Source organism: Prevotella marseillensis (assembly GCF_900625065.1).
Classification (GTDB): Bacteria; Bacteroidota; Bacteroidia; order Bacteroidales; family Bacteroidaceae; genus Prevotella; species Prevotella rara.
The window spans coordinates 2,815,696-2,839,233 of record NZ_UYXY01000001.1; the positions used below are offsets into that span (position 1 = coordinate 2,815,696).

Consider the following 23,538-nt stretch of genomic DNA (forward strand, 5'->3'; position numbering starts at 1 on the left):
TGATTTAATAGATTCTTTTTATCCATCTTTTACTTGATTCAAATCCCCATTGAACATGCCATCTTCTTCCTGTTACTTTATCTAACAAAAGAAATTGATATATATTTTTTGTTGGATATAATTCAAATGTTCCACAGCCTGTACCAAGAGATAGGTCTTCGTTATTAAGGGTTGCAGAACCTTCTTTATCATCATCCAAAGACCATTGTACAATTTCTATTTTCCCTGTCATTGTATCTAATTGCAGAAAATTATATATATTTTCTGTTGGATATAGTTTGTATCTATCAAGTCCATGCATACGAAAATCTATATCTTCTACAATAGCATGTATTTTAATCAAAGTAGAATCATTAACTGTTTTGGTATGTGAAATGGAACTTTCATTTTGTGCAAAAACACATAATGGAATTAAAAATAAATAAAAAATAATCGTAAGTTTCTTCATAGGTAAATCATTTAAGTGATTAAAATTAAGGGTAATAGTATAGCTATTACTGTATTTATTTCTTCCTATTTACATCCCATTTGAAAGTATAAATATAATCTCCGATGGGAATGTTTACAATCAAAATCTTACCTTTTTTCCTTTTAATATTCATATAGCCAATAATAGCTTCATCGGGATAAATAGTTGTGGTTTTTAAATATCCTTGTTCACGTATAGTTCGGTCATTATCCATCATTTGTCCTAATGTAAGCATTTGATTGGTAGATGCGACATTTGCTTGGTATGCTGCATTAGCGTCATAATGATTGGTTATGGTAGTGTAAGCATAACCATTAGAAGAATAAGACGTAGAATACGATGTTGAATATCCTGCTGTTCCTGCATTAATGCCGGCAGAGATTCCATATAATGCCATAGCCCATGCTTGTGAGCGTTTTATTTTTTTTTGATATTCTTCATTTGTATATACTTCAAGTTTTAAAGTATCATCTTTTTTTGTTAGTAGATTAGAGTGTACGCTATCAGGTTGGAATACAATTGGGGTTTCACTTAAATTCTTGATAAAAATATCCAAGTGATAGTATTTTCCATAATCATCTTTTTCCTCAAAGCATGAAAGACCTACAACAAAATCATTTTTGTTTAAATAAGCCCAAAATTTTCCATCATTATATTCTGTCAGGATAGAATCGTTTTGGGGGTATATGAATGTTTGGGCTTTACATATGGTTGAAAGCAATAAAAATATTACCACGCATATATTCTGTTTCATATCAACTAACTGTTTTAATTATACACCTCCAGCTGCCACAAGGACTTTATAATATCACGAAGCGTGGAACTGTAATGCCACCTCTTTGAATGAAGGTCCTGAGAAAACCTTTGTGTACAGATGTAACAATAGCAGCCCACGCTATAGCGTGAGAACCACTATGCTATTCTTGTACACGTTTGAAAGTTTCTCAGGTTTTCATTCGCAAGAAATAAGCATAACGCTTCTTCTAAATTCTAATATGTCTTGGAAAGAGTAGCCTCAATCCGCTTACAAAGATATGCAATTTTATTGAGGTACAATCAAATACTATCAAGATTACATTCTGAATCCTCTACTTTTTCTTGGTTCTTCTGCTGATTGTCGCAAACCATGCCTTAATTTTTCCCATTGCTCTTTGAACCATTCACCTATCGGCTGCCTGTTTATAGTTAGCACTAATTTGTTTTCATCAACCGAACTCTTCTCTATCTTGAAAATATCGTTCTTGATTTCAAATCTTCGTTTATGTTCTTCGGAATAGATTTTTCCATTGCATCTGATAGCTTCTTTTTTTGCCAAAAGGCTGTTTACCATATCTTTGGTAAATCCGATGGTATAGCATAGTTTTTCCATTCTCAACATTTCTTTGAGTAATGGAAACCAGTTGAACGCTTTTTCAAGAATGGTGTTCAATCGTGATATTTCCTTGTCTTTGGTTTCAAGCTCTTGATTATGTATTCCTTGTAGGTTACGAATCTGCTTGCCGTGCTGTTCCTGCATTTGTTGCATCTTGGCTTTTAATTCATCAATACCCTTGTCACGCTTGGCAATTTCATGACGTAAATTCTCATTGGCTTGTTCCAAATCTTTCAATTTACCGCTGCCGAAAAGAGAACCGACACCGCTTGCTATGGCTGTGGCTGCATCAGTGGCTACACTTTTGAGTTTGTCGGTGCGTATCTCTGCTTTTACCTGTTTGAGTTCCTGCTCGGCAAGGCTTACCTGTTGCTCCTTGTGTCGCTTGGTTTCCTCTATACGTTGCAGTTCGGCTTTCTGTTTCTCAATGATAAAGTCGTTTCGCTCCAAATGCTCCTTACCTGTGACAGCCTTTGACTGCCCACGTTCCATTAGGAGAATATCGGAAGCCAAGGTCTGCATGGTTGCCATATCTTCGTCATTGAGCTTTCGGCTCTTTCCGGTTTCATGGTTCATCCAGTCGAATACGACATGAGCATGATAATTTGGTTTGAACCATCTGTTACCGACTTGGAAGCTCTCTTTGTCTTCCGCTTTCGGCTGACCGTTCAGCCAATGCCCTTCGTCTTTGTGCAGGAAAATTTGTAGCGGAGTGATGCCCCAGCGTCTTTGACACTCTTCACCGAATTTGCGTACATCAGCCAGTGTGGTATCCGGTCTGATGAGCAATACTCCTTCACGGATGGGTGAACATCCCGCCACCTTGATAATTTTTCCATTCTTTCCCTTGCGTTCCCTTTCCTTTTCCTGCATGGCACGTCCGGTCTTTTCCTTGACCATTTGCTTGATATTGTCATAATGAGTTCGCAGTTCGGGAGTGCCGAAGTCGGGATTTATCCACTGTTCGTTGTCGATGGAGAGTTCGGGAACGACATAGATTCTGGATTCCCCGATGTTACGCATATATTCGGCAGTCCTTCGGTTGTGCGCCTCGCTTGATGCGATGTTGCAAGGCTTGATGTGTATGCTTGATTTTGTTGCCATAGCTTCTTTTCTTTGTTTGCAATTTATTATTTTGTTCGCTTTCGCAGAGGGGTTCTTAGGGGTAGCCCATAAGCGGAGATTGCAAAGAGAGGGTCACTCTTTGCTCGGGGTTCTCAGGGGTGAAACGCCCTGAGTGGGTCATTAGGGCAAAGCCCTAATCCCCTCGGGAGAGCCCACAACTACGAAAGCGAAGCGTGTAGTTATAGTGGGCTATAACCGAAAGCCATTCTTCTTTTTCGGTGGCTGGCTGCTCACCCCTTTGACGGACTGGACTTGCCTTTTTCTTTCAACCTGTTTCTGTAAGTGTTCGTTCAAGTCCTTGCATCCGCTGTAAGTCTGAGAAGCGTCACGGATGTATCGGTCTCTGCCGTATTCCTTGCGGATTTGTTGGAGGGCTTCCATGCCTGCACGGTCGTTGTCAAAAAAGCAGTGGATGCGTTCGTAATTGCCCAACGGATAGAGAGCCTTGTTTACATTCGATACGGAGTTCAATACGATGTAGTCCTGTCCGTCCAGCTCCGGATAATTCGGGCAGCTTTCCTGTCTCAATGTCAGAAAGGAGAGATAGTCCATGAACCCCTCGAACACATAACAGGTATTCCTCGCTTTCCCAGACTGTCTGATGTGGGAGATTTCCTTTGGGGCGATGCAGCCCTTGAAATAGCGGTTGCGAACCTCAAACCCACCCGAACCATTGGGAAAGGCGATGGCAAAGTACCGCTTGCCGTTGTGGGTGAAACGGGCTTCACTACATTCTCTTTTCGCCAGTTCTGTATTTATTCCTCTACCTTGCAAGTAGGCAAGCAGGGCAGGAGATGACAGCGGAACAATCTCCAGATGTTGGAAGCTCGGCTCGGAAGAGCTTTGCTTGCCAAAAGAGAAAGATATCGGGCGCACGTGCGGTGTCTGCTCCGCTATCCGTTTCAAGATGTAAGGTACATGGTCGGTAGCGTACAGATGTGCAGCCAGTGCAATGATGTTTCCGCCCTTTCCCAAACCGAAATCATACCATTGTTCACGTTCGGTATTCACTTTGAACGATGCTTCACTCTCTTCCCTAAACGGAGATTTGTACCAAAGGTTGATACCTTGTTGTTTTACTGGTGAATAACCCAAGCTGTGCAGGTAGTCGGCTATTCGTATGCTTTTAGCTTCTTCTATTGTCATTTTCTTACAGATTTGTAGGTGAATGAAAAAATGATGATTTGATGAATTTGAAATGTAATACGCTGTTAAACAGAATTATATCGATTCATCTTTTTCTCATCAGATTGCTTGCCAAAAGAAAAATGATGTTTTCTTTTTTCATCAGCAATCGTTGTTGATGAGTGTTTGATGAATACATATCTATCTGTAAGGCAATATGTTACTTCCCTTATTCATCATTTCATCAAAATAATTAGATAGTGGTCAGTTGTTCTTTCGTTACCGTATAAAACCGACCAGTTTTCCTTTTCGGCTCATAGTGGCACTCACGATGGGGTGCGAACTCATAAGCGGTGTAGGATAGCGAATTGTGTGCGGAAGTAAGTTTCCATACTTCCTGCACAACTTTTCTCACTTGATACTTTTCAACCTTGACCTGTGAATAGAGTAGCAAGGTTACAAGGTCGTTCAGGCAGAATGATACGCTTTCCACGTTCATGTTCGACATGATGTCAAGCAACAACTCGGTCATTTCTATTTCCAGTCGGTTGCGGTTGCTTCGGATTATTTTCTGCAAGGCTGCGGTATGTGTCAGTCTTGGGTTGAACCACATACGGCTTTCCTGTGTTGTGGATAGTTCCCTTTGGGTCAGGAAATAAAGAAATGCGGGTATTTCCGCTTTTAGCTTTTGCAGAAAGTTGGTATCATCACTCTGCAACGGCATTATCTTCCGCACCCAGTAGCGTGTTTCTCCTGCGTCTATGAGTATGGGCAGATATTCGTTGTTGGAACATAGCACGAACTTGGCAAAGAAAGCAATCTCCGTTCGGTCTTTGCCTTTGGCTTCCACCTTGTAGGTGAAAGTCGTGCTTAGGTTTTTCAATCGCTCGCTATCTTCCCTGCGGTTGAGTAAGACCTCGTCCACCACGATAAGCAACTTTCCTGCCCAGTCTGAATTGAACTGGCTTCGGAAATCCTCATTGGTGTTGAAAGTCACGTTGTTCTCAAACACGGCTTTCAGGAAGTTTAAGAACGTACTTTTGCCTGTGTTGCGTTCCTCCGAAACAAGCAGAACAATGGGCAGCTTCTGTGTCGGCTGTAAATACAACAGTTGCATATAATCCATACCCAGTTCGTATTGCTCTCCAAAGATGTGCCGCATCAAGGATTGGATATGAGAAAACTCCCCTTGCTGCGGTTTATGTTCTATCGGCTCGTAAAGGTTCAGAAACCCCTCAATCTCCTTTTGGTAGTTCAAATGATTGGGAACTGTGCAAAAGCCGTCATACTTGGGAACGGTGGCAAGATAGTTCTTTCCGTAGTCCTGCCGTAATGTGCTGTTGTTCCATACGACACGTTTCTTTTCATAACCGCCATTGGCACATGGCTGATTGACCACCTTGTACAAAGTTGTTCCTACGCGCATATATTCTTCCTCCTTCATAGACTTAGATTAAAGGGTTATGTCCACCTAAGATTTTCTGAATGTCGGATTGGCGGTATCTGACCTTGTTGCCGACCTTTACAGGCTTTAGGTAGTTTTTCTTAGACCAGTGCCAGAGTGTGGTGTCACAAACATCGCACATTTTTTTCACTTCCTCTTTGGTGAGGTACTTTTCCTTTTTTGCTTCCGCAATAGCTGTAGAAAGTTCATGCTTCGCACGGCTTATTAACTGGTTGGAGAATAAAAGCAAATCTTCTCCTGTTACTTCCAACTTAATGTTGCCGTTGCCGTTTTGGATAATTGCCAATAAGTCTGTCATAGGCTCTTGAAACTGCCGGTTGTAAGACTTCCCGTTTTGGCAGTATTATAAACGAAAAGCCACTACCCCGATTAGGATAGTGGCGCAAATATATAGCGAAAATTAATCGTAAAACAATGATATTCAATTCGTTAAATTCGTAAAATCAAAAAGCGAATTAAACGAATTTCAATTGGATAGATATGCTTTCAATTCTTCGATAGCTTCATGGTCTTCACCAATGTCTTTTATCAGTTTTTTGCTGTTTCCAAGTGGTGAAATGAGATTTCTGTATGCTTTCTGAATACCTCTTTCGTGGACTATTTCTTGTTCTTTGAATTGATTGTGCAGCGCATTTCTGAAAGTCTTGATGGGACACTTCCTCATGAAACGGTATTCTACCAATGCGATAAACAACCGTGCTATATCTGTTTCCGTAGCATGGGTTTTCAATCGTGTGCCAATTCTTTCAATCAGTATGGCATGTCTTTCTATCAGAAGTTCAGACAGTGTGCGTGTGTCGGCTTTGCGTCCTGCGGTCTTCGGTTGTTCTTCTGATAAGGTATCTGTGTCTTCCTCGTCCGTATCTTCATCTTCTTCTATTGCCCATTCCACAAGAGTGTTCTCTTCTATGGCTTTCTGTTGCTTCCTGAAAACTTGCCAGTCCTCTTTACTTCTCATTCCATTGGTGATGCTTTTTCTTATAATGAACTTGACCATGCCGGAAATAAGCCATTTGTACAATTTAGGTATATCCTTTCTTTGGGTCAGTTCCTCTCCCTGTTCCACCATGCATTCATAGCTCCGTCCGTAATACAGCCATGCGAGCATGGCGGGGACAATACTTTTCTTGTTTGGGTTATGAAACTCGTTCACTATTTTCTCGGCAAGGTCTGAATGCAAAAGGATATTTTCCAGTTCTTCAAAGTCGGGTGTTCTGTCATCGCCTATCCTTTTACGTGCGGCTTCCTTGTATTTCGGTGCTAATTTCGTGGCTATCTTGAAAACTTTGAAGAATCCTTTAAACTTCTTGTCGTTCATTTCCTCTACGAAATCGGCGTATTCATCCGGATGGTTGTCAAGCCATTCCTTTATCAGTCTTTTGAAATTATCATATTCTTGTTGTCCCATACAAGTTAATTAGCAATGCAACCTCTATTAACTTTCTCTTGTATGCGTGAGAAATGTATCGACAATTTGAATATTAACATATAGAAACCATAATCGCTTAAAGAAAATAAGCGTTGATCTTCTAATGTGTCTCGGTTTATAAAGCGATTGTCAACATGATAGATTTTATCAAGAAAAACTATTGAATCTTCCATTTGGGAATTTGCAGGAAGAAAGATTATTTGGGTTATTTTTTGTTGTTTGAGATCTGAAATGTGGTTTTCAATTTTGCTACTATTAACACCTTGTTTTTGAAGAACTGAAATATATGTTGTGAGATTTATAATAGGAGCATACATGATTGAAGCAGGAAACATACGAGAATTAGATAAATCCATATCACAAGTGTTTGATAAAATCAAACAGCTTACATTTTTTACACCTCTTTCGATGTTAACTAAATCAATTATAGGCATTTTTTTAAGCCATCTCCTTGAAAAATGACATTCTTGTCAAGCATAGAAGTGTACATCCTTCCATCTATGTTATAAGGGAAAGATTTGAGTTCTGCCAAAAGGGTCTTGTAATTTTCTTCTGACAAATATTTGGGTAGATATTTTTTTAATTCATCTTCTGTAATCATAGCATATCCCAAAAGTGGTCATTAATGACATTTTGAATTTCTTCATCTATAGGAGTTGCTTCCGTTAACATCTTATTCGCAAAAGAATTGATTATCTCAAAATCTTCATGCTCGGGAATATTAACATGAATGGTCTCTGTTGAGATAGGAATGTCCTTAATGGAATAATTTGTATAAATATTTATTGGATTGACAGGAGTGTTAATAGACGGTATTATAGCATCATTATATGTTTGCCTACTTGATAAAGAAAGCAATTCCGTGTCTGTTAATGTCATACATGATAAGGCAGACATTAATAGGATATTGGTATTTATGTAAGTCGTTAAACTATTCATTTTCAAAAACAGGTTTTAGACTATTTAGGAAGTCTGGTTTTAACAAAGAGAAAAACAACTTTTTTTCGCATTTATGAGCCATATTTATTTCTTGTTCTATATTAGAAGTGAAATAGTTGTCGGAATATTCACGAGACGTATCAATATCAATTAATGAGCCTACCACTTCTATAGAATTAGGATGTGGTTTGTAGTTTGCATTATTTACAAATTGTAGGGTGTTCATAAAATTACCATCTTTGACATCTGTCCGTATCAATAAGTTTTCAGATGTGTATTTTTCTGTCATGGAAAAAGACATCGTAAGACCATTGGTAATATCTCCTTTGAAGAAATTAATATATCTATGTCCTATTCTTGATACACGCTTTATTATTCCAGAACTAATAACCTTGTTGATTATTGAAAATGAATGTTTAGAAAAATCGCTCCAACCTATATATGGCATTTTTGAGCTTATGCTCAAAACATCATATCCTATTTGAATTACAAATCTTTCGTTTTCAATTCTGTATAGGGGCTTAAATTTTAAGTTAGGGTCAACCTCCCTAATTTGTTCTGGGATTTGTAAAATGGGCAAATTAATGACATTTCCTCTATACTCTTCTTTTATGAGATTGTATATGATGCCAAAAACTGCGCTTTTGGTAATAGCTGCTTCAAAACGGAACTCAATTAAAGCGTCTATAAGTGGGCATGCTTCTATTCTTATTGGCAACAATCTATCCATAATACAAATTTTAAATTTATTTTCTTGCAAAGTTAGGAATTTCTTTTATTTGTTTCTTGATTTTATACGCTAAAAAGTTTAAAGTATATTAATCTAATAGTTTCACAAGGTCTTTTTTCATTTCTTCGTCAATATCTCTGTATCGCCTGAAAGCTTTGCTTCCCTCCTTGTGTCCCGATAGTGCGGAAACGAGGTTCGGGTCTTTCACCTTTTTGTAGATATTGCCGATAAAAGTACGCCTTGCCAAATGGCTGCTTGCCACTTCATAAATAGGTCGTTTGACTTCGTTATGAGTCAATGGGTCTAAGATAGTTACGATTCGGTCAACTCCAGCCAATTTGAATATCTTTTTTATGGCATCGTTGTACTTTTGTTCGGATATGAACGGTAACAGTTTCCCTTTATATTCTTTATGGCGTTCAAGGATTTCTTTTGCCTTGTCATTAAGAGGGACACGTACCGTGACCGGATTCCCTTCTTTTGTTTTCTTGGGAATGTATTCTATGGCTTCATTAACCACATTTAGTTTGGTCATACGGTATAGGTCGCTCACTCGACAGCCTATCAGTGTTTGGAATATAAATATATCCCTCTGTATTGCCAGTTGCGGAGTGGCTGATAGGTCGGCATTGAAAATTCTGTCCCTTTCTTCAAGTGTTATATAATAAGGTGTACCGTATGTACATTCTTCTATCGGAAATTTGTCGAAAGGTCTGTTTGTGGTATGCTTGTTGTCGAAGCACCATAGGAAGAACGTGCGTATCCTTGAAAAACAGTCAATCAGTGTATTCTTGCTTCTTGGTTGTGGTGTTCTCTTTTCGGGGATGGTTTCATAAATACTCGGATAAAGTTCATAGTATTGGTATTCGTTCTGAAAGAAATCCCACATATCCCGAAGTGTGTCTGGTGTTACCAAATCCACATCGAGGACAAAGTCTTTTTGTCCTCTCTTTGTTTCCCTTACATAGAGTTCATAACGCAGTAGGGCTCTTTTGACAACTCGGAAATTTTTCTTTCGCACTTCTGATAAAGGGTGCTTGTTTAGAAATTCATCGAATAGTTCTCCGGTGGTAGGTTTGATAACCACTTGCTCTGGCATGAAGTATTTTTCAGGATGGTAGAATTTATCAAGTGTTATTTTTAGCCACTCTTTGTTTATGGTTTCCTTTTCCTGTTGATACACTTTTTCTATATAGGTTTTCAAATGGCGTATCTCTTCGTTTATATGAGTACGCATCTCTTCATTGCAGACTGCTTTTGTTTTTACACATTCATCTTTATCATCCCATAGGTTAGGATTGATAGCCAACTGGGTAGGAGCAACGGAGTCTAATTGCCTGCCGTTTCTAAAGCGTACATAGATTGTAGCCATTGATTCTGTATCATATCGCTTGGCTGCTTTTTTAATGATAAAGGTTACTTTCATGGGCGTACGGGTTAAGTTTCTATTCTGTCTTACCCTGAAAAAAGTTGACTCATAAATAAAATAATTATGAGGAAAAATAAATCACAAAAGGGTCAATATCTTCAAAAAGTGATAGATCTTCGCTCTTCAGGTGTAAGTTTTTTGGGAATATCAAAAATAATTCCCGTATCAGAGGCTACAGTTCGCCGCTGGTGTGCTAAATTTGCACCTGAATTGTATTATGTCGATTTTATGACAAAGAAAAAGACACTAAGAGAGAAGCATGTTCGTGACTCAGTCAGCCTCCCGTCAGACATAGAGGCCCTTCAGGCCGAGATACTCCGTCTTAAGTCCGAACTGACCAAGGCCGAGATAAAGGCCGAGGCTTATGACGAGATGATAAATGTGGCCGAATCCGAGTTAGGCATCAGCATAAGAAAAAAATCTGGCGCCAAACAGTAACATTCCTGCACACGAAGAACCCTGTCCGATACAGGGTGAGACATCTTTGTGCGCTGTTTGGCGTAAGCAAGCAGGCCTATTACAAGTATGATGAGTCAAAGTCAATGATGAGGGCCGCCCGTGATGCCTTTGTGATTGAGTATGTCCGCAAGGTGCGCCGTATAGACCCCGGAATAGGCGCATTGAAGCTCTGGCACATGTACCGGCGTGATTTCAGCGGCAACAGTCCTGTCGGCCGTGACCGTTTTATAGAAATAATGTCATGTAACGGCATGATTCTCCGTAAAAGGTTGCGCCGTCCACGTACCACTGACTCAAGGCACGGTCTTCCGACATATCCCAATCTTATAAAGGAAATGTTGCCCCTCAGACCTAACCAGCTATGGGTCAGTGACATAACGTACATAATTATTTGGACAGACGACATACACTACCGTTTCTGCTACCTTTCAATTGTACTTGATGCATATACAGAAGAGATTGTAGGATACTGTGTCGGTCCGACGCTTGAGACGTCTTATCCCATTGAAGCACTGTGCATGGCTTTGGGAAGGCTGAAGGGCATGGACGGCATCAGCCTTATACATCATTCAGACCGCGGCGTACAATACGCAAGTTCCGAATATGTCAGGCTGCTTAATAAAAATGGTATAAGTATCAGTATGACGGAGACCGGGGATCCGAAGGACAATGCACAGGCAGAGCGTATTAATGGTACCATAAAGAACGAACTCCTTAAGGGTATGAGGTTCACCGACATCGGCCAGGTCAGGGAAGCCGTGGCAACGGCCGTGGACTTCTACAACAACGAAAGGCCGCACATGAGCATCAACATGATGACACCGGCACAGGCTGCTTCATGTCAGGGTGAGATATCTAAGCGTTGGAGCAGTTTTAGGACAAAGGCCATAAAAAACAGACAGGAATGCTCCGATATTGGAGAAGATGGACTATCTTTGCCTTCTGTTCATGGTGTCCTTTCCGGGCTACGCCCTCCAAGGACACCATGAACAGGGATTCTGTCCCGGTAAAAGTCAACTTTAATCAGTAATTAAAAGTAGAGTCAACCAATAACAGTTATAAGTTTAACCAGAGTCAACTTTAATCAGGGAATGGCTTGTTAGAAGTCAACCAATTTTAGGAAAGGACATTCTGATACAAATATAGATATTTTCCCCACATTTTCCCCACATCTGCTGAATATTTTGCAATTTGATTAACCGAGATTAAAATTTAATCTAATTGTAAATGCTTGAAATATAGTTGGATTGCTGTGTTTTTCTGCGCTTTTCTTTTTACCCGCATTTTCCCCACTTTAATTATTTCAAATGCGGGTCTGGGTACAAGAAACAGCTAAGTATTTGGTTATCAATACTTGGCTGTTTTTATTTTATGTAAATAATGTTCTGCTTATATTTTAAACAAAGTATCTCAAAGCCTACATCCCGACATGAATGTCGGCAAGTATGCTCCGTTCTATTTCTTCCACCGGTTCATCAGTGTATCTCTTCACGATGGTGTGACGGCTCAGATAGTCGATGCTGTCGCACAGTTCGCGCAGGATGGTTATCTGGTGTGAGGACAGCAGCAGGGTTTTGCCCCCGGCTTTCAGCGAGCGTATGATTTTCTTCAGCTGAATACAGCCGTATAAGTCGACACCGTTGAACGGCTCATCAAGTATATACAAGTCGTTGTCCTGCAACAGCAGAGCCATAAGCGCCAGTTTCTTTTTCATGCCGGTAGAATATTCCGATGCATACCTATGCAACGGCAGCTGAAACATTTTATTCACTTCTTCCACCTTTGCACTGTTGATCTTCTTGCCTTTTGCTTTTATACAAAAATCTAGATACTCATATCCGGTAATCAGCGAATAGAAATGAGTCTCGGCCGGCAGATAACCGATTGAGATGCCTGACGCCTTGTCTATGCAGCCGTCATAACCGGCAAGTCCCATGATGCAGTTAAACAGCGTTGTCTTACCTGCCCCATTCTCACCGGCAAGCCCATAAATCATCCCCGACTGATAGGCTACCGACAATCCATGCAAGACCATTGTCTTGCCGTAGTTTTTTGACAAATCTGTTATCTTTATCAGCTCCATATATTTTTTAAATTGTCTTTAAGGAATATACAGCATAATACGTTTATCAGAACAAACGGAACTAGCAGAAGCGGAATAAAACAAGTAAAGAAAAACAGGGGTATAAGCACTATCAGCTGATATACGGCCAGTGATGCTGATGAAAACGACATATGGCGCACCATGCCCATGTTACACAGATATAATATGCTTCCCGATATTACGGAAACAGCAAACAGAAGATTATCACCGCTGAAGGAAAACGAAAGTATAATTCCGACAAAAGGCACGGCTGTTATTACGGCGTTCCAGACGCTTGACAAGACAAGATGCCGCTGAAAAGCTGAATAATTGAGATAAAAGGTTAGCTCCTGCCGCTGCGGAACGGATGCAAACGACATTGTCTGAACTATTCCCCATACAATCAAGGCTACCTTTCCGATACGGATATTGGCATGCAACGCCCCTATGACCGTAACTATGAGCAAAAGGAAATAAAGCCAGCCATACATGCGGAACATGCGGATATACTCCAAGCCGCCTTTGTAGAGAAAAGGCAAGGGGACGGGCACAGACTTCATCTTTATGGTTTTTAGCTTAGGCAAAAGAACGGCAGTTGCCATGACGACTGCGGCAGCGGCAAAATGACTTCTGAGACATTCAATCACAACAAACGGCAAACCTATCAATATATATTCAGCCATGAGGAGTAAGGCAGGACGCTTAACTTGCTGCGACAGAAAGTCTTTGTCTTTACGTTCGTTATGATAGCATAGCAGGCATAAAATGACGGCAGCGGGCATAATCCAGCTGTAGCTTGTCTTTATCAGCACATAAAGAGCCAAAAACATAAATGCCGCCAAAAGCATACTTACGACAACGCCCAGTCGCCTTAAAATCCGCCAAAGCTGTTTCAGCCGTAATCCGAAATAGAGAACCGCTATCATTGTTTCCTCATCAATTCACGAGTTTAATCTCTTCTTATTTTTGTCTACAAGTTCCAAAAAGGATTGCAGTGTGCTTAAAGCCACGCCGACAGCTATTCCTAAAGCCACTCCGATCTTAATATTATCCATAGCTGCGCCGGCTGCTGTGCCAGCCATAATCCCCAATGCCATAATCGGGCCGCAAATCAAATAATATTTCTTCATGAACTTTATTATTTTGTTGTTATTTTAGAAATGCAAATGTACAAAAAAGGAGCGATTCTTGTTATTCAATCGCTCCTTTTCTTAGGTTATGTTTAATAATAGTATAAAATTATGCTGTTGTCATTATTTATTCTCGCCAATCTCAAACGGCTTCGTTGCCGTGGCGTTGCCGTACTGGATATAGAGCTGATATTTACCCGGTTTCATGTCGGTAACGTCTATAAGATATGGTGCAATATACTTCACAGCCTTAACCACTCGCTCCTTGCTGTCGAAGATCACCACCTTTGCCGGATCCTGCGTGGGCAGGGTGAGGCGGATGCCCGAATTGTTAGGATTGAACGTAACGCGGGCCTCTTCAAGAGCGTTGGCATAGTTGACGGGCAGCTCCGTGACGTCCTTCGGAGAGAACCTTACCATCACCCTCAGCGGTGCTCCCTTCACACCGTCCGGTCTTACATATACAGGAATCTCCGTACCGGGTTCCACCTGCATCATGTTAAGTTCTACGTTGAGCGAGCCGTTGTTTGAAGCATCCATGCCCAGCGTGGTATTCTCGAACACGAAGGTTACTTCCACGGGCTTGTTGTCAGGATTGTCAGCCGAACGGGCCACACCCATAATATAGCCTTTGTTCTTAACGACGTTGTCTGTCTGCATCTTCACCCACGCTGTCTTGCCGGGCTGCTCTGCACGCGAGCGTGTGCTGTATTCGCATATATAGAAAGCCTTCTTAGAGTCATTCAGGCTATAGCCCAATGAGTTGAGGTCGCTTATCTTTGAAAGGCTCACGTTGGCCGGGAACGATATAAAGTTCCACTCACCCGGCTTGAATGTATATTTCAGTATAAGCTTCTTAACCATTACAAAGCCTTTGTCGACCACCACCTGTCCGCGTGATTCCGGATCGGCATACACTGTCAGCTGGTCTATCTCGTCGCCATCGTTCAGGACAAGTTTTCCGTCTTTTGCCACAGTCTTATTATTGCGCACATAGAAGCGGCACTTAGTTATAGGCGAGGTAAGATATTCGTCTGTACCTGGCTGCACGGCCGTAATCTCTATATATGCCGACTTATCCACCGGTATGGTATGAACGTTCAGCACATTTCCCTCTATGGTTGCATATTCGCTTCCGGCTGTTATATAGTAGAGCCCGGTGCCGCCTGAAGTGAATCCTGCGTCAAGCGTATGTGTAAACGGCTTGTTATAGGCCAATATGTCAGTTTCAGGCCATGTGGCATTCTGAGCTTTTCTTACATCTTTTTTAAGATAAACACGTCCAAGCGGGAAGTTCATGTGGTCCTGAGCGTTATCATCAATAACATCACCTGTTATAACAATATTCGTCTGTCCGTCAATAGGCACTTCATACTTACGCAGATATATACCATCGGCCGGTTTCACCGGATTGGTCTTGGCATACATTGTCTGTGTCTCCTTTACTTCACCGTTTACAGAAAGAGAAAAACGGATGTCGCCGCTGCTCTTATTATCTTGTATTCCGTAATACGTAAAAAAGCGTGAATACGGACTATCTTCAGCAAAGTTGAACGTGAAGCTGCCTTTAGCATGAGTGCTGAAAGTTTTGTAAAAATTGATACCGTCAACAGGGAACTCATATTCGCCGTCAATACCCCTGTCGAAAACAATTTTATTATTATATCCGCTCGTAGCAGCATTCCACTTGACATCCTGTCCGATCCATTTAAAACGCTCGACGCCATTGTCCTCTATCAACTCAGAAAGATACTGTGCTCCGGTTGCAGTGATAAATTTAGCACGATATGCATATCTGTCAGTTGTGTCAAGCAGAGGCACCGTGAAGTTACGGTCGAGCGTCTCCGGTATTGGCAGCAGATAATATCCGTCTGACAATGGTATATTGTCTGAAGACACTGTGCTTTTGCCGTCACGCAGACTGAAGGACACTACCTGAACATTCTGTATTTCCTCGCCTCCGGCATTGACCTTAGCCAATATCATACGGCCCGAGACACCGCCGTCGGCACTTGGAACAAGTCCTATCAGCTCAATGCTCTGAGCCTGTACTGACAGGCCGAGCCATGATAGGATTGAAACAATTATATATCTTGCTTTCATTATCTTACGTTTATTTTGTTTGTATAATCCTTGTTAGATGTGCGCACACGCACGATGTATGTGCCTGAAGGCAACTGATGAGAGTAGCTGTCTGAAGACGTTGTCGTGTAGACGCATCGGCGTCCGGCTGTGTCGAACATTTCTATTACCGACTTGCCTGAGAGGCCTTCTATGCGGCATGTGTTTCCGTCGATGCTTACCGAAGGCTTGCCGCCGGCAACCTGACCTACGCCAGTGGTCTCCTCATGTACACTAAGCACGAGTGCAAAGCGCGACTTGGCTTCATCAACATTATTGACGTCAAATTCATATCCGTTGCCGTCGAGCAGACTCCATCTCTGACCTGTTGACTTGTCAAGCAGTTCTGCCTTGTCGTTAAGACCATAGCCATAAGATTTTATTGCAGCTATACGGAACTTTCCTGTAGACGAGAGTCGCAAGTAAAGCGGTATCTCAACCTTTTTGCCCGGAAGCACGTTTACCGACAGGTTGCGGTTTCCGCAGACAGTGGCAATCTCGTTGGTCTTAGAGTTGAGTCCTCCCCACATCTTCACGGCATCCTCACCGAGAACAAATCCGGCAGAAGTTTCATCCTGCAGCTTCACCTCAGTGCGGTCGGCCAGCTTGTCTGAGTCGCCCTCATAGAGACCGATACGCAGCATCTTGCTTTCATGCAGCATGTAGTGGTCGAACACGCGGCGGCTTATGCTCGTATTCTTAGCCTCTGGTGTTATCACAAGACTCGCACCTGCCTGACGTGTCTGCACGAAGAACGGCTGGAACGGCATCAGCTTCTGAGTCTCGTCATAGTTCTCAACCATATCCCAGGCTGTATATGTGTCGCTTTCAGGATTATACTGGTAGAGATATTTCACCACCTCATCCTCATTCAGCACGACATTATGCTCCTTCGTAAGGTTTATGTTAGACAGATACGGATTACCTATGAGGTTCCATCCTGCGTCAAACTCGCTCTCGCTCGGATAATATTCAAGCATATCTGCATAAGCTGCGTTGCCGTTGCTGAGCAAGCTGCCTAGAGATGTGTTCACGATACCCTCCGCACCTCCGTCAGAGTCAATCTTTATCTTAACGCCGTCGCTGAGCACACCCTGCAACAGCTTAGCCTTTACGCCAAACGACACGTATGGCGATGTAGCCTCTATCACATTCGCTCCGTCTTCATTGTCAGCCAGCGACAGCTCTACAATAGGCTCGAGCGCAACGTTGAGCTTAAGTTCGCTATTGTCGGTAACTCCCGAAAGCTTTATTGTAACAGGATTAACAGCCAGACTGTTAAGGTTGTCACGATTAATCGTCACAATGATATCCTGTTCTGCCGGACCGTTAAGGTCGAGTTCTGATATGTTTGCAGAAGCATATTCTGACTCAACTACAGACACCTGCACCTTGCTTGTCGGATTCTTGCTTATCACACGGCTCTTTACAGTTATCTTGTTGTTTACGTCGCTTATAATTATAGTGTCGCCGTCAGCATGACCGTCAACAGACAGATTTACCTTTACAGGATATTCACCCGCAGCACCGTCGTACATCAGCATCATCTCACATCCGTCATTAAGAGTTGTGCCGTCAACCTCAAACTTCATTCTGCCGTTATCCTGACTCAACATCGGAACAAACGTTGAGAATGGTTCTGTAGATCCTATCGGACGCAGAGCCAACGTAACCGCCGGTGCCGATTCTGCCTGCTGCATAGCGAAGCTTACTGTTGCCTTCTGGCCAGATGAGAACACCGACGCCTTGCTCATGGTCAACGTATAGAACGAGTTGCTCAGCGGCGTAAGCTCTGCATGGTCAGCATTTGCATAGTTATAAGGTGTTCCGTTCATCACGCCAATGCCGAAGCTTGCGCTTACTCCCTGCGGAGCTGCCACATGAACGGCCTGACCAGCCTCTGTATCCTGACTGTTCTGGCTGAACGTAGCAGTGGGGTGATATGGCATGTGAGAGAAGTCTTCGTTAGACGTTGTTCCATACAGAGTGAGCTGAGTGCCCGTAACAACATCATAAACTTTTCCGTCCTCGTTCGTATGATCCATATCGATGAACGACACCAGACCCGGCTCGTCAAGACGCGGATTGTTCAGCATATACTTGCGTATCTCGTCAGACGAGAGCGCACGGCTCCACAACATCACCTGGTCAATGGCACCCTTAAACCACTTGTCACCCTGATAGTTCTGTCCAAGAAGCAATGCCGAATTTATCTTGGCAGTAGGCACGCTTGTCGAGCGGAAATACTCTGCTCCATTAAGATATACATGGAATCCGTCTGAAGCTGCCACAAGTGCCACATGCATCCAGCGGCCTACATCCGTAGACTTGAAATAATGTGTGGTAGACCATCCGTAATATCCGTCATTCCAGTGGAAGCGCAGGTTCTTGTCTGCAATATGTATTCCGCAAACTCCACCGTTGCTGCCGCGGAAGAATATCAGAGGCTTAACGCTCTTGAGCATATCCTCGTTGTCCACACGCACCCATCCCATCATGGTGACATTGTTGAGTCCATTAAGACTTCCGCTTATCTGAGACGACTGCACAGCAGCTCCGCCACTTGTAAATGTCATGGCCTTACCCGGATCCTGTGGCAGCATCTTGTTGTTCACAGTGATCACCAGCGGCACCATTGTACCGTTCTTGCTTTCGATGGTATCCTTAAGAGTCTTGCTACCTTTCAGCATTTCTACGTCAAGCTGCAACTTTGCCACAGCCTTGCCGTTGACGAACTTCATGTTATCAGCAACCTTGAACAGTCCTGTTCTCGAGCTGATTTCATAAATTCCTTCAGGCTCATTCATTCCGCCTACAAGGCGCGCATTTACATCATATGAAATATCGCTTTGATCATAAACGTCGATTTCGTTTCCTTCCCAGTTTCCTGCGAGCGAAGGCTCTACCGCAGCCTTATTCTCAAGCACGGCGAGCATCTTGTCTGCCAGTCCGGCAGCTTTCACGCCTTTGGCAACAAGCGTTTTTCCGCTTTCGCCAGCCTCCATGTCGGCCACTTTCATCCACACCTTTTGGTCTTCATACAAGCCGCAGGCATAGAGCTGATACTGCTTTCCGCTATGCCATGACAGAGGCAGCTCTATATCAAGAGTCAGCTGACCGGCATCAGAGAACGGACGTATCTGGAACACCTCGGAAGCAGCAACATAATACTGAGTGTTGACACCCATGCTGTCCGGATGCAGGTTTGCATAACGATAGACACCGAATTCAGGCGACTGATCGCCCGAAGGCGTAAGATATATAGCAGTACCGTTGCCTGTGTCATAGGCTGTACGTCCCTGAGGAGTTTTCACCTCTGACTTGACTGCACCTACAGCCACCGGCATCTTCACATAAGAAGTAACGGCCTGAGTACGCGGAGCCATTCCTGCACGCGAGAAGAGCTCATGCTCCTTGTCAAGCGCTCCGGCATTGAAGTCGTTGTAGTAAACCAAAGCGTCAGCCTCCGATGTGTCATGAGAGAACATGGCGCGCTTAACATCGTTCGCGTTGAGCGCACGGTTCCATATCTTCAGTTCGTCTACACTTCCCTTCATCGCCATGCTCTCAAATCCGTCGGCAAAGAGCGACAGGTTGACAGCACTGTTAAGCGGAGCCCACTGCACTATGCGCGGAGCCGAAGCCACCTCGCTGCCATTTATATATAATGTAACATTTCCGTCACGGTCTTCGCTCAAGGCTACATGCGACCAGCGTCCCTTAGTCAGCGCTCCGCCTACGAGGTCGGTCTGCTGAGTCTCGTTTGTGTCGTATGTTGCACGGTCGAACAGCTGTGCTGGCGCATAGCGGAACTTCAGCTTGCCCTGATCCAGGAGCAACGCCCATCCGCGCGTATCGCGCTGCTGCTCTACAGGACGGTTACACAGAATGACACCGTCGTTCTCCGGTTTAATCCAGAAGTCTATGGTAAAGTCATTAAAGAAGTAGTCAACATTTCCCAAGTCTATACGGCCGCTACCGTTGCTGTAAAGAGCCTGGCCAGGCTTCGGAGTGTAATCAACAGCCGTTGCCTTTGCCGAAGACGACTTGACTGTATATTCAGCCGACTCTGTTGTTACGTCCGGCGACTCGCGCAGGGTCAGCTTCAGCTTAACTCTGTCTCCGTCCTTCAGGTTAGACGTGAAATACTGATACGGATTGTTCACATCTGTCCCGTTTACATACCATGTATAGTCATAGTAAAGCGGAATAGTCCACTTTGTATCAATTCCGAATGTGCGGCGTCCGTTGACATTAGAAAGTTCTTTCAGCGCAAAGCCGTTCTTGAAATAGCGGTCAGCCGGATGCTCAAGGTCAGCTACCCACACGCCACGTCCGTAATCGCCTATCACCATTTCCTGGGTGGTATAGTTCAAGGCAAGACGCTTTGCCGAAAGCGGATTATATCCCTTAAGCCACAACGACCATTGGCCAGTATTGTGGTCGCGCAGATATATACCTGACGAAGAGCTGAAGAAATACAGGTCTCCTGTTCCCTCATGGAAGAATATATCGTCACACGAAATTGACGGCAGACCCTGCGAGAGGTTTTCGCTGTCTCCTGTTGTAAGATCATATTTAAGCACCTTTCCGGTCTGTGCAACATATATAACGTTGCTGTTATTCGGATCAGCAGCAATCCAGGCATTAGTAAACTTAGCCGGAACTTTAGAGCCGTTGGAACCGATCACCTTGACAGTCTCAAACGTATTGCCATTGTCTGTCGACTTGACAATTGTGTGGTTGGTGTTCAGCACAAACAGTGTAGGCTTGTCGCCGTCACGTGTTATCGCAAAATCACGCGCACCTGTTCCCGCACCGGTCTCATCCACTGTATTTGCAGACAGGTTTATCGTCTTGCGGCCGAAGTCCTCTATACGGAAGAACGACTGGGCATTGTTTCCCGGATTGTGAATCAGATACCAGTAGCCTGTACATACATCAGCCATCGAATAGCCTTCATACCAAGAGCTGAGCGATACGCCTTCAAGGCCTCCGCCTCCGCTTCCTGAGAAATAGCATGTGCCGGCATAAGGATTAAGGAAGGCTTCCGTACCCTCATATCCGCGCCAGTTGCCCCAGCGTCCGTAGCGGTATGTCTGAGCGTCCACATCCTGCGTGTTGCCAAGCATTGTCTGGTCGCCAAACTCGTTTACCTTAATAGAATAGTGCAGCTGATTGCCCATCGAGCTGTTTATGTTAGTCCACTCATGATTGTTTATGTCCTTATCCTTTACCAGAAGTCCCGCATCAGAGCCGCGGAACACGCGTCCGCTGCGGTGAGACACGATGCAGTGGTTGTCTGCATTATGACGTGCACTCGTAGTTGTATAGTACTGTCCGTTGTCGGCCAGAGCCTTAAGGCGGTTACCCCATCCGAACTCTCTGAACGTATGTCCGCCGTCACTGCTTATTGCAGAACTCATTGAGCATCCGTAGAGCCACTGGGGATCCTTAAAGTTTACGCCAAATCCGCCGAGCCAGCCCCATGGCGACTCGTTTCCGAAGGCCAGTCCGCTGCCGATACCATTTATAGGCTCCTGCAGCGTGCGCCATGTCTTTCCGCCGTCGTCTGAACGGTAAACAGCAGAATATACGCCATAGCTGACGTTACGCGACGCTGTTGCAAACCACATCTGCAACGGGTTGTCGGGATTCACTTCAAGGAAACTCTGGGTTGTAGCCTTAAACGGGAACTCGTTCACCTGACTGTAACGCAGTTCTGTTCCGTCCTGATTATACACGTCGAACGTCATGCGCTTTATTTCAAAGCTTCCGTCGCTCTTCGGGGTAAGTCCGTCTTCAGAGTAATATATGCTGCGTGATGTCGGTATATATATAATGTTGCGGTTTGTGGGATGGAAGGCAAAGTTCTGGAAGAACGAACCCTTCATTCCTGTCTCAGGGTGTGTCTCCTTCAGGTTATCCGGCAGCACAATCTGCTTCCAGTTGACGCCCTTGTCCTCGCTGTACCACAACTGGCTGCCGAGATAATTCGAACCCGACTGTATTGCGCCGATAAACTTCAGTTTTCCCGACGCATCTTTAAAGGCATAGCCGCGCTTAAACGACTTATGCGTAGCGCCCTGCACCCTAGTCCAGTTCTGTCCGCCGTCCGTAGTTTCATACACAGCACTACTGTTGCCGTTCTTCATAAAGGCAAAGAAATGGTTCCAGTCATCCGGGTCTACGGGTATAGCCGAATGTGAGCAGATCTTGCGGAACTCACGGTCGGGTATTCTGTCCGTAACGCAGTCCCATGTCTTGCCAAGATTATCCGTACGGAATATTCCGCCTCCGTCAGGGATAACCATCAAGGCATCAGGGTCAGTAGGATGCACTACTATCCAGTGCACACGGCCCGTATAAGGCTTCTGCTGCACGGGGCGGAAGTAGCCGGGATTACGTATACCCTTCATCCTGTCTTCAGGCGTATAAGGTATTTCGGGATAATATGTCTCAAGCTGTTTTGAATAAAGGCGACGAACCGACTTCATTGTCTCACCGTAATAAGCCGTATCCACAAACTGATAGATAGAGTCGCTGCCCGGCGTGTGGCCAAAAGTAGGAAGCCACTGCTTGGCATACATACCATACTCGCGCGAACCGCGCACCTTTCCACGATTCGTTTTTATGTATCGGTCCATAATCCTTGTTATCTCCTGCGGGAACCATCCGTCGCGCGCAAGCTTGATGTAGACCTCATCATTCAACAAATCCTCCTTTTTCACCTGTTCATAAGCAGAATCGGGTAATGTGGAAACAGCACGTTCCATCTTCGAACGCTTCTTGTCGTCAACGTTCTTCTCGCGGCCCAGATGTGCCTGCATGAACACGAACGGCAGCAGAAGCGCCACTAATCCTGTCAATCTTTTTCTAACCATAATACCTTTATTTCTGTTTATATAAGTTTTTGCATCAAATAATCTATTATCTGTTTCTCTGATGTGTGTGCAAAATTATACATTTGTAGCCAATTTAAAAAATAATTCGGATTATATTTGGCATAAATTAATAAATTTCCTGTTTTTTGTTCTATTTTAAATAACTTTTAAACAATCATGTCAACAAATACAAAATAATTGACTAACATCAATTCTTACAATTTGTAAACTATACCAACCAATATTTTGCCGTATCTGAAAAATAGAACTATTATTTTGATAAATAAAACAACTCATTCGTAACATATAGAAAGAATTGACTTATATCAAGAAGGCAGCATGCAGGAAAGACAGATTCTTGATTTTATAACATTATTTCATTATGCTTAATAGGCATTTCACCCATATTTTTACTATAAAAATCATAAAATCTTGACGATTACCGGCCAAATTAAATAATAAACATTAAAAAAATTATGTTCCATTTGTATTATTGCATACATATTGTGTATCTTTGCACCCGAATCAAAAATACATTTAAATTATGAAGATGAAAAAAGAATACGTTTCACCCTCAATTCAAGTGTTACAGATAGAGTCGGAGAACATCCTTAGCGGAAGCAATTTCAATGGCATGGATGGATTACCTTCTGATCCAAGAAACTCATATTTTGATGAAGACGAAGAGTATTAACAAGACAAATAAGCATTATTATTTAATCAGATAGGACCGTTACATCAGATAACGGTTTTATTTTGTCTGAAACATTGCTCCATA

General features: G+C 43.2%; 19 protein-coding genes. 3 read left to right on the forward strand and 16 right to left on the reverse strand.

Annotated features, from left to right (window positions below):
• Positions 1 to 4: 4 nt before the first annotated feature.
• The 11 genes from EJL04_RS11360 to EJL04_RS11410 all read right to left on the reverse strand — a co-directional run bounded on the left by EJL04_RS11360 (position 5) and on the right by EJL04_RS11410 (position 10,080).
• On the reverse strand, positions 5 to 448 hold the full coding sequence (locus EJL04_RS11360) for a hypothetical protein (RefSeq protein WP_004291348.1): 444 nt from the start codon (positions 446 to 448) through the stop codon (positions 5 to 7).
• 55 nt (positions 449 to 503) lie between these two features.
• The gene (locus tag EJL04_RS11365; protein ID WP_005649593.1) at positions 504 to 1,223 is read right to left on the reverse strand and encodes a hypothetical protein; all 720 of its coding nucleotides are present in this window, start codon (positions 1,221 to 1,223) and stop codon (positions 504 to 506) included.
• Positions 1,224 to 1,541: 318 nt separating this feature from the next.
• On the reverse strand, positions 1,542 to 2,945 hold the full coding sequence (locus EJL04_RS11370; RefSeq protein WP_008781256.1) for a hypothetical protein: 1,404 nt from the start codon (positions 2,943 to 2,945) through the stop codon (positions 1,542 to 1,544).
• Between the two features lie 210 nt (positions 2,946 to 3,155).
• The gene (locus tag EJL04_RS11375; protein ID WP_008781255.1) at positions 3,156 to 4,112 is read right to left on the reverse strand and encodes a toprim domain-containing protein; all 957 of its coding nucleotides are present in this window, start codon (positions 4,110 to 4,112) and stop codon (positions 3,156 to 3,158) included.
• Between the two features lie 232 nt (positions 4,113 to 4,344).
• Positions 4,345 to 5,535, reverse strand: a complete 1,191-nt coding sequence (locus EJL04_RS11380) for a primase-helicase family protein (protein WP_008781254.1) — start codon at positions 5,533 to 5,535, stop codon at positions 4,345 to 4,347.
• Positions 5,536 to 5,539: 4 nt separating this feature from the next.
• Positions 5,540 to 5,854 carry a helix-turn-helix transcriptional regulator gene (locus tag EJL04_RS11385; protein ID WP_008781253.1) on the reverse strand — a complete coding sequence of 105 codons (315 nt, stop codon included), beginning with the start codon at positions 5,852 to 5,854 and terminating at the stop codon, positions 5,540 to 5,542.
• Positions 5,855 to 6,022: 168 nt separating this feature from the next.
• Positions 6,023 to 6,964, reverse strand: coding sequence for a DUF6043 family protein (locus EJL04_RS16380; RefSeq protein WP_008781252.1), 942 nt, complete (start codon positions 6,962 to 6,964; stop codon positions 6,023 to 6,025).
• Between the two features lie 5 nt (positions 6,965 to 6,969).
• Entirely contained in the window at positions 6,970 to 7,419 is a 450-nt protein-coding gene (locus EJL04_RS11395) for a hypothetical protein (RefSeq protein WP_241209988.1), read from the reverse strand.
• 163 nt (positions 7,420 to 7,582) lie between these two features.
• On the reverse strand, positions 7,583 to 7,924 hold the full coding sequence (locus tag EJL04_RS11400) for a hypothetical protein (protein WP_005833665.1): 342 nt from the start codon (positions 7,922 to 7,924) through the stop codon (positions 7,583 to 7,585).
• Positions 7,917 to 8,654, reverse strand: a complete 738-nt coding sequence (locus EJL04_RS11405; RefSeq protein WP_005833664.1) for a TIGR04255 family protein — start codon at positions 8,652 to 8,654, stop codon at positions 7,917 to 7,919. The genes EJL04_RS11400 and EJL04_RS11405 overlap by 8 nt, the downstream gene beginning before the upstream one ends.
• Before the next feature lie 88 nt (positions 8,655 to 8,742).
• A complete protein-coding gene (locus EJL04_RS11410; protein WP_008781251.1) occupies positions 8,743 to 10,080 on the reverse strand; it encodes a site-specific integrase in 1,338 nt (445 codons plus the stop codon).
• A gap of 66 nt (positions 10,081 to 10,146) precedes the next feature.
• On the opposite strand from EJL04_RS11410, the gene EJL04_RS11415 reads away from it, so the two are divergent.
• Together EJL04_RS11415 and EJL04_RS11420 are read left to right on the forward strand one after the other, a co-directional pair.
• The gene (locus tag EJL04_RS11415) at positions 10,147 to 10,521 is read left to right on the forward strand and encodes a transposase (protein WP_125103787.1); all 375 of its coding nucleotides are present in this window, start codon (positions 10,147 to 10,149) and stop codon (positions 10,519 to 10,521) included.
• A gap of 35 nt (positions 10,522 to 10,556) precedes the next feature.
• Entirely contained in the window at positions 10,557 to 11,531 is a 975-nt protein-coding gene (locus tag EJL04_RS11420) for an IS3 family transposase (protein ID WP_241209926.1), read from the forward strand.
• Between the two features lie 428 nt (positions 11,532 to 11,959).
• Here the strand turns inward: EJL04_RS11420 and EJL04_RS11425 are convergent, their stop codons facing one another.
• The 5 genes from EJL04_RS11425 to EJL04_RS11445 all read right to left on the reverse strand — a co-directional run bounded on the left by EJL04_RS11425 (position 11,960) and on the right by EJL04_RS11445 (position 22,760).
• Positions 11,960 to 12,625, reverse strand: coding sequence for an ATP-binding cassette domain-containing protein (locus EJL04_RS11425; protein WP_241209989.1), 666 nt, complete (start codon positions 12,623 to 12,625; stop codon positions 11,960 to 11,962).
• Positions 12,616 to 13,551, reverse strand: a complete 936-nt coding sequence (locus EJL04_RS11430) for a hypothetical protein (protein WP_125104995.1) — start codon at positions 13,549 to 13,551, stop codon at positions 12,616 to 12,618. The genes EJL04_RS11425 and EJL04_RS11430 overlap by 10 nt, the downstream gene beginning before the upstream one ends.
• Before the next feature lie 15 nt (positions 13,552 to 13,566).
• Positions 13,567 to 13,755 carry a glycine zipper domain-containing protein gene (locus EJL04_RS11435; RefSeq protein WP_125104996.1) on the reverse strand — a complete coding sequence of 63 codons (189 nt, stop codon included), beginning with the start codon at positions 13,753 to 13,755 and terminating at the stop codon, positions 13,567 to 13,569.
• 123 nt (positions 13,756 to 13,878) lie between these two features.
• Positions 13,879 to 15,858, reverse strand: a complete 1,980-nt coding sequence (locus tag EJL04_RS11440; RefSeq protein WP_125104997.1) for an NPCBM/NEW2 domain-containing protein — start codon at positions 15,856 to 15,858, stop codon at positions 13,879 to 13,881.
• A complete protein-coding gene (locus tag EJL04_RS11445) occupies positions 15,858 to 22,760 on the reverse strand; it encodes a LamG-like jellyroll fold domain-containing protein (protein WP_125104998.1) in 6,903 nt (2,300 codons plus the stop codon). The genes EJL04_RS11440 and EJL04_RS11445 overlap by 1 nt, the downstream gene beginning before the upstream one ends.
• A 544-nt stretch (positions 22,761 to 23,304) precedes the next feature.
• Here EJL04_RS11445 and EJL04_RS16385 point away from each other — a divergent pair.
• A complete protein-coding gene (locus tag EJL04_RS16385) occupies positions 23,305 to 23,454 on the forward strand; it encodes a hypothetical protein (protein WP_021853708.1) in 150 nt (49 codons plus the stop codon).
• Positions 23,455 to 23,538 lie beyond the last annotated feature (84 nt).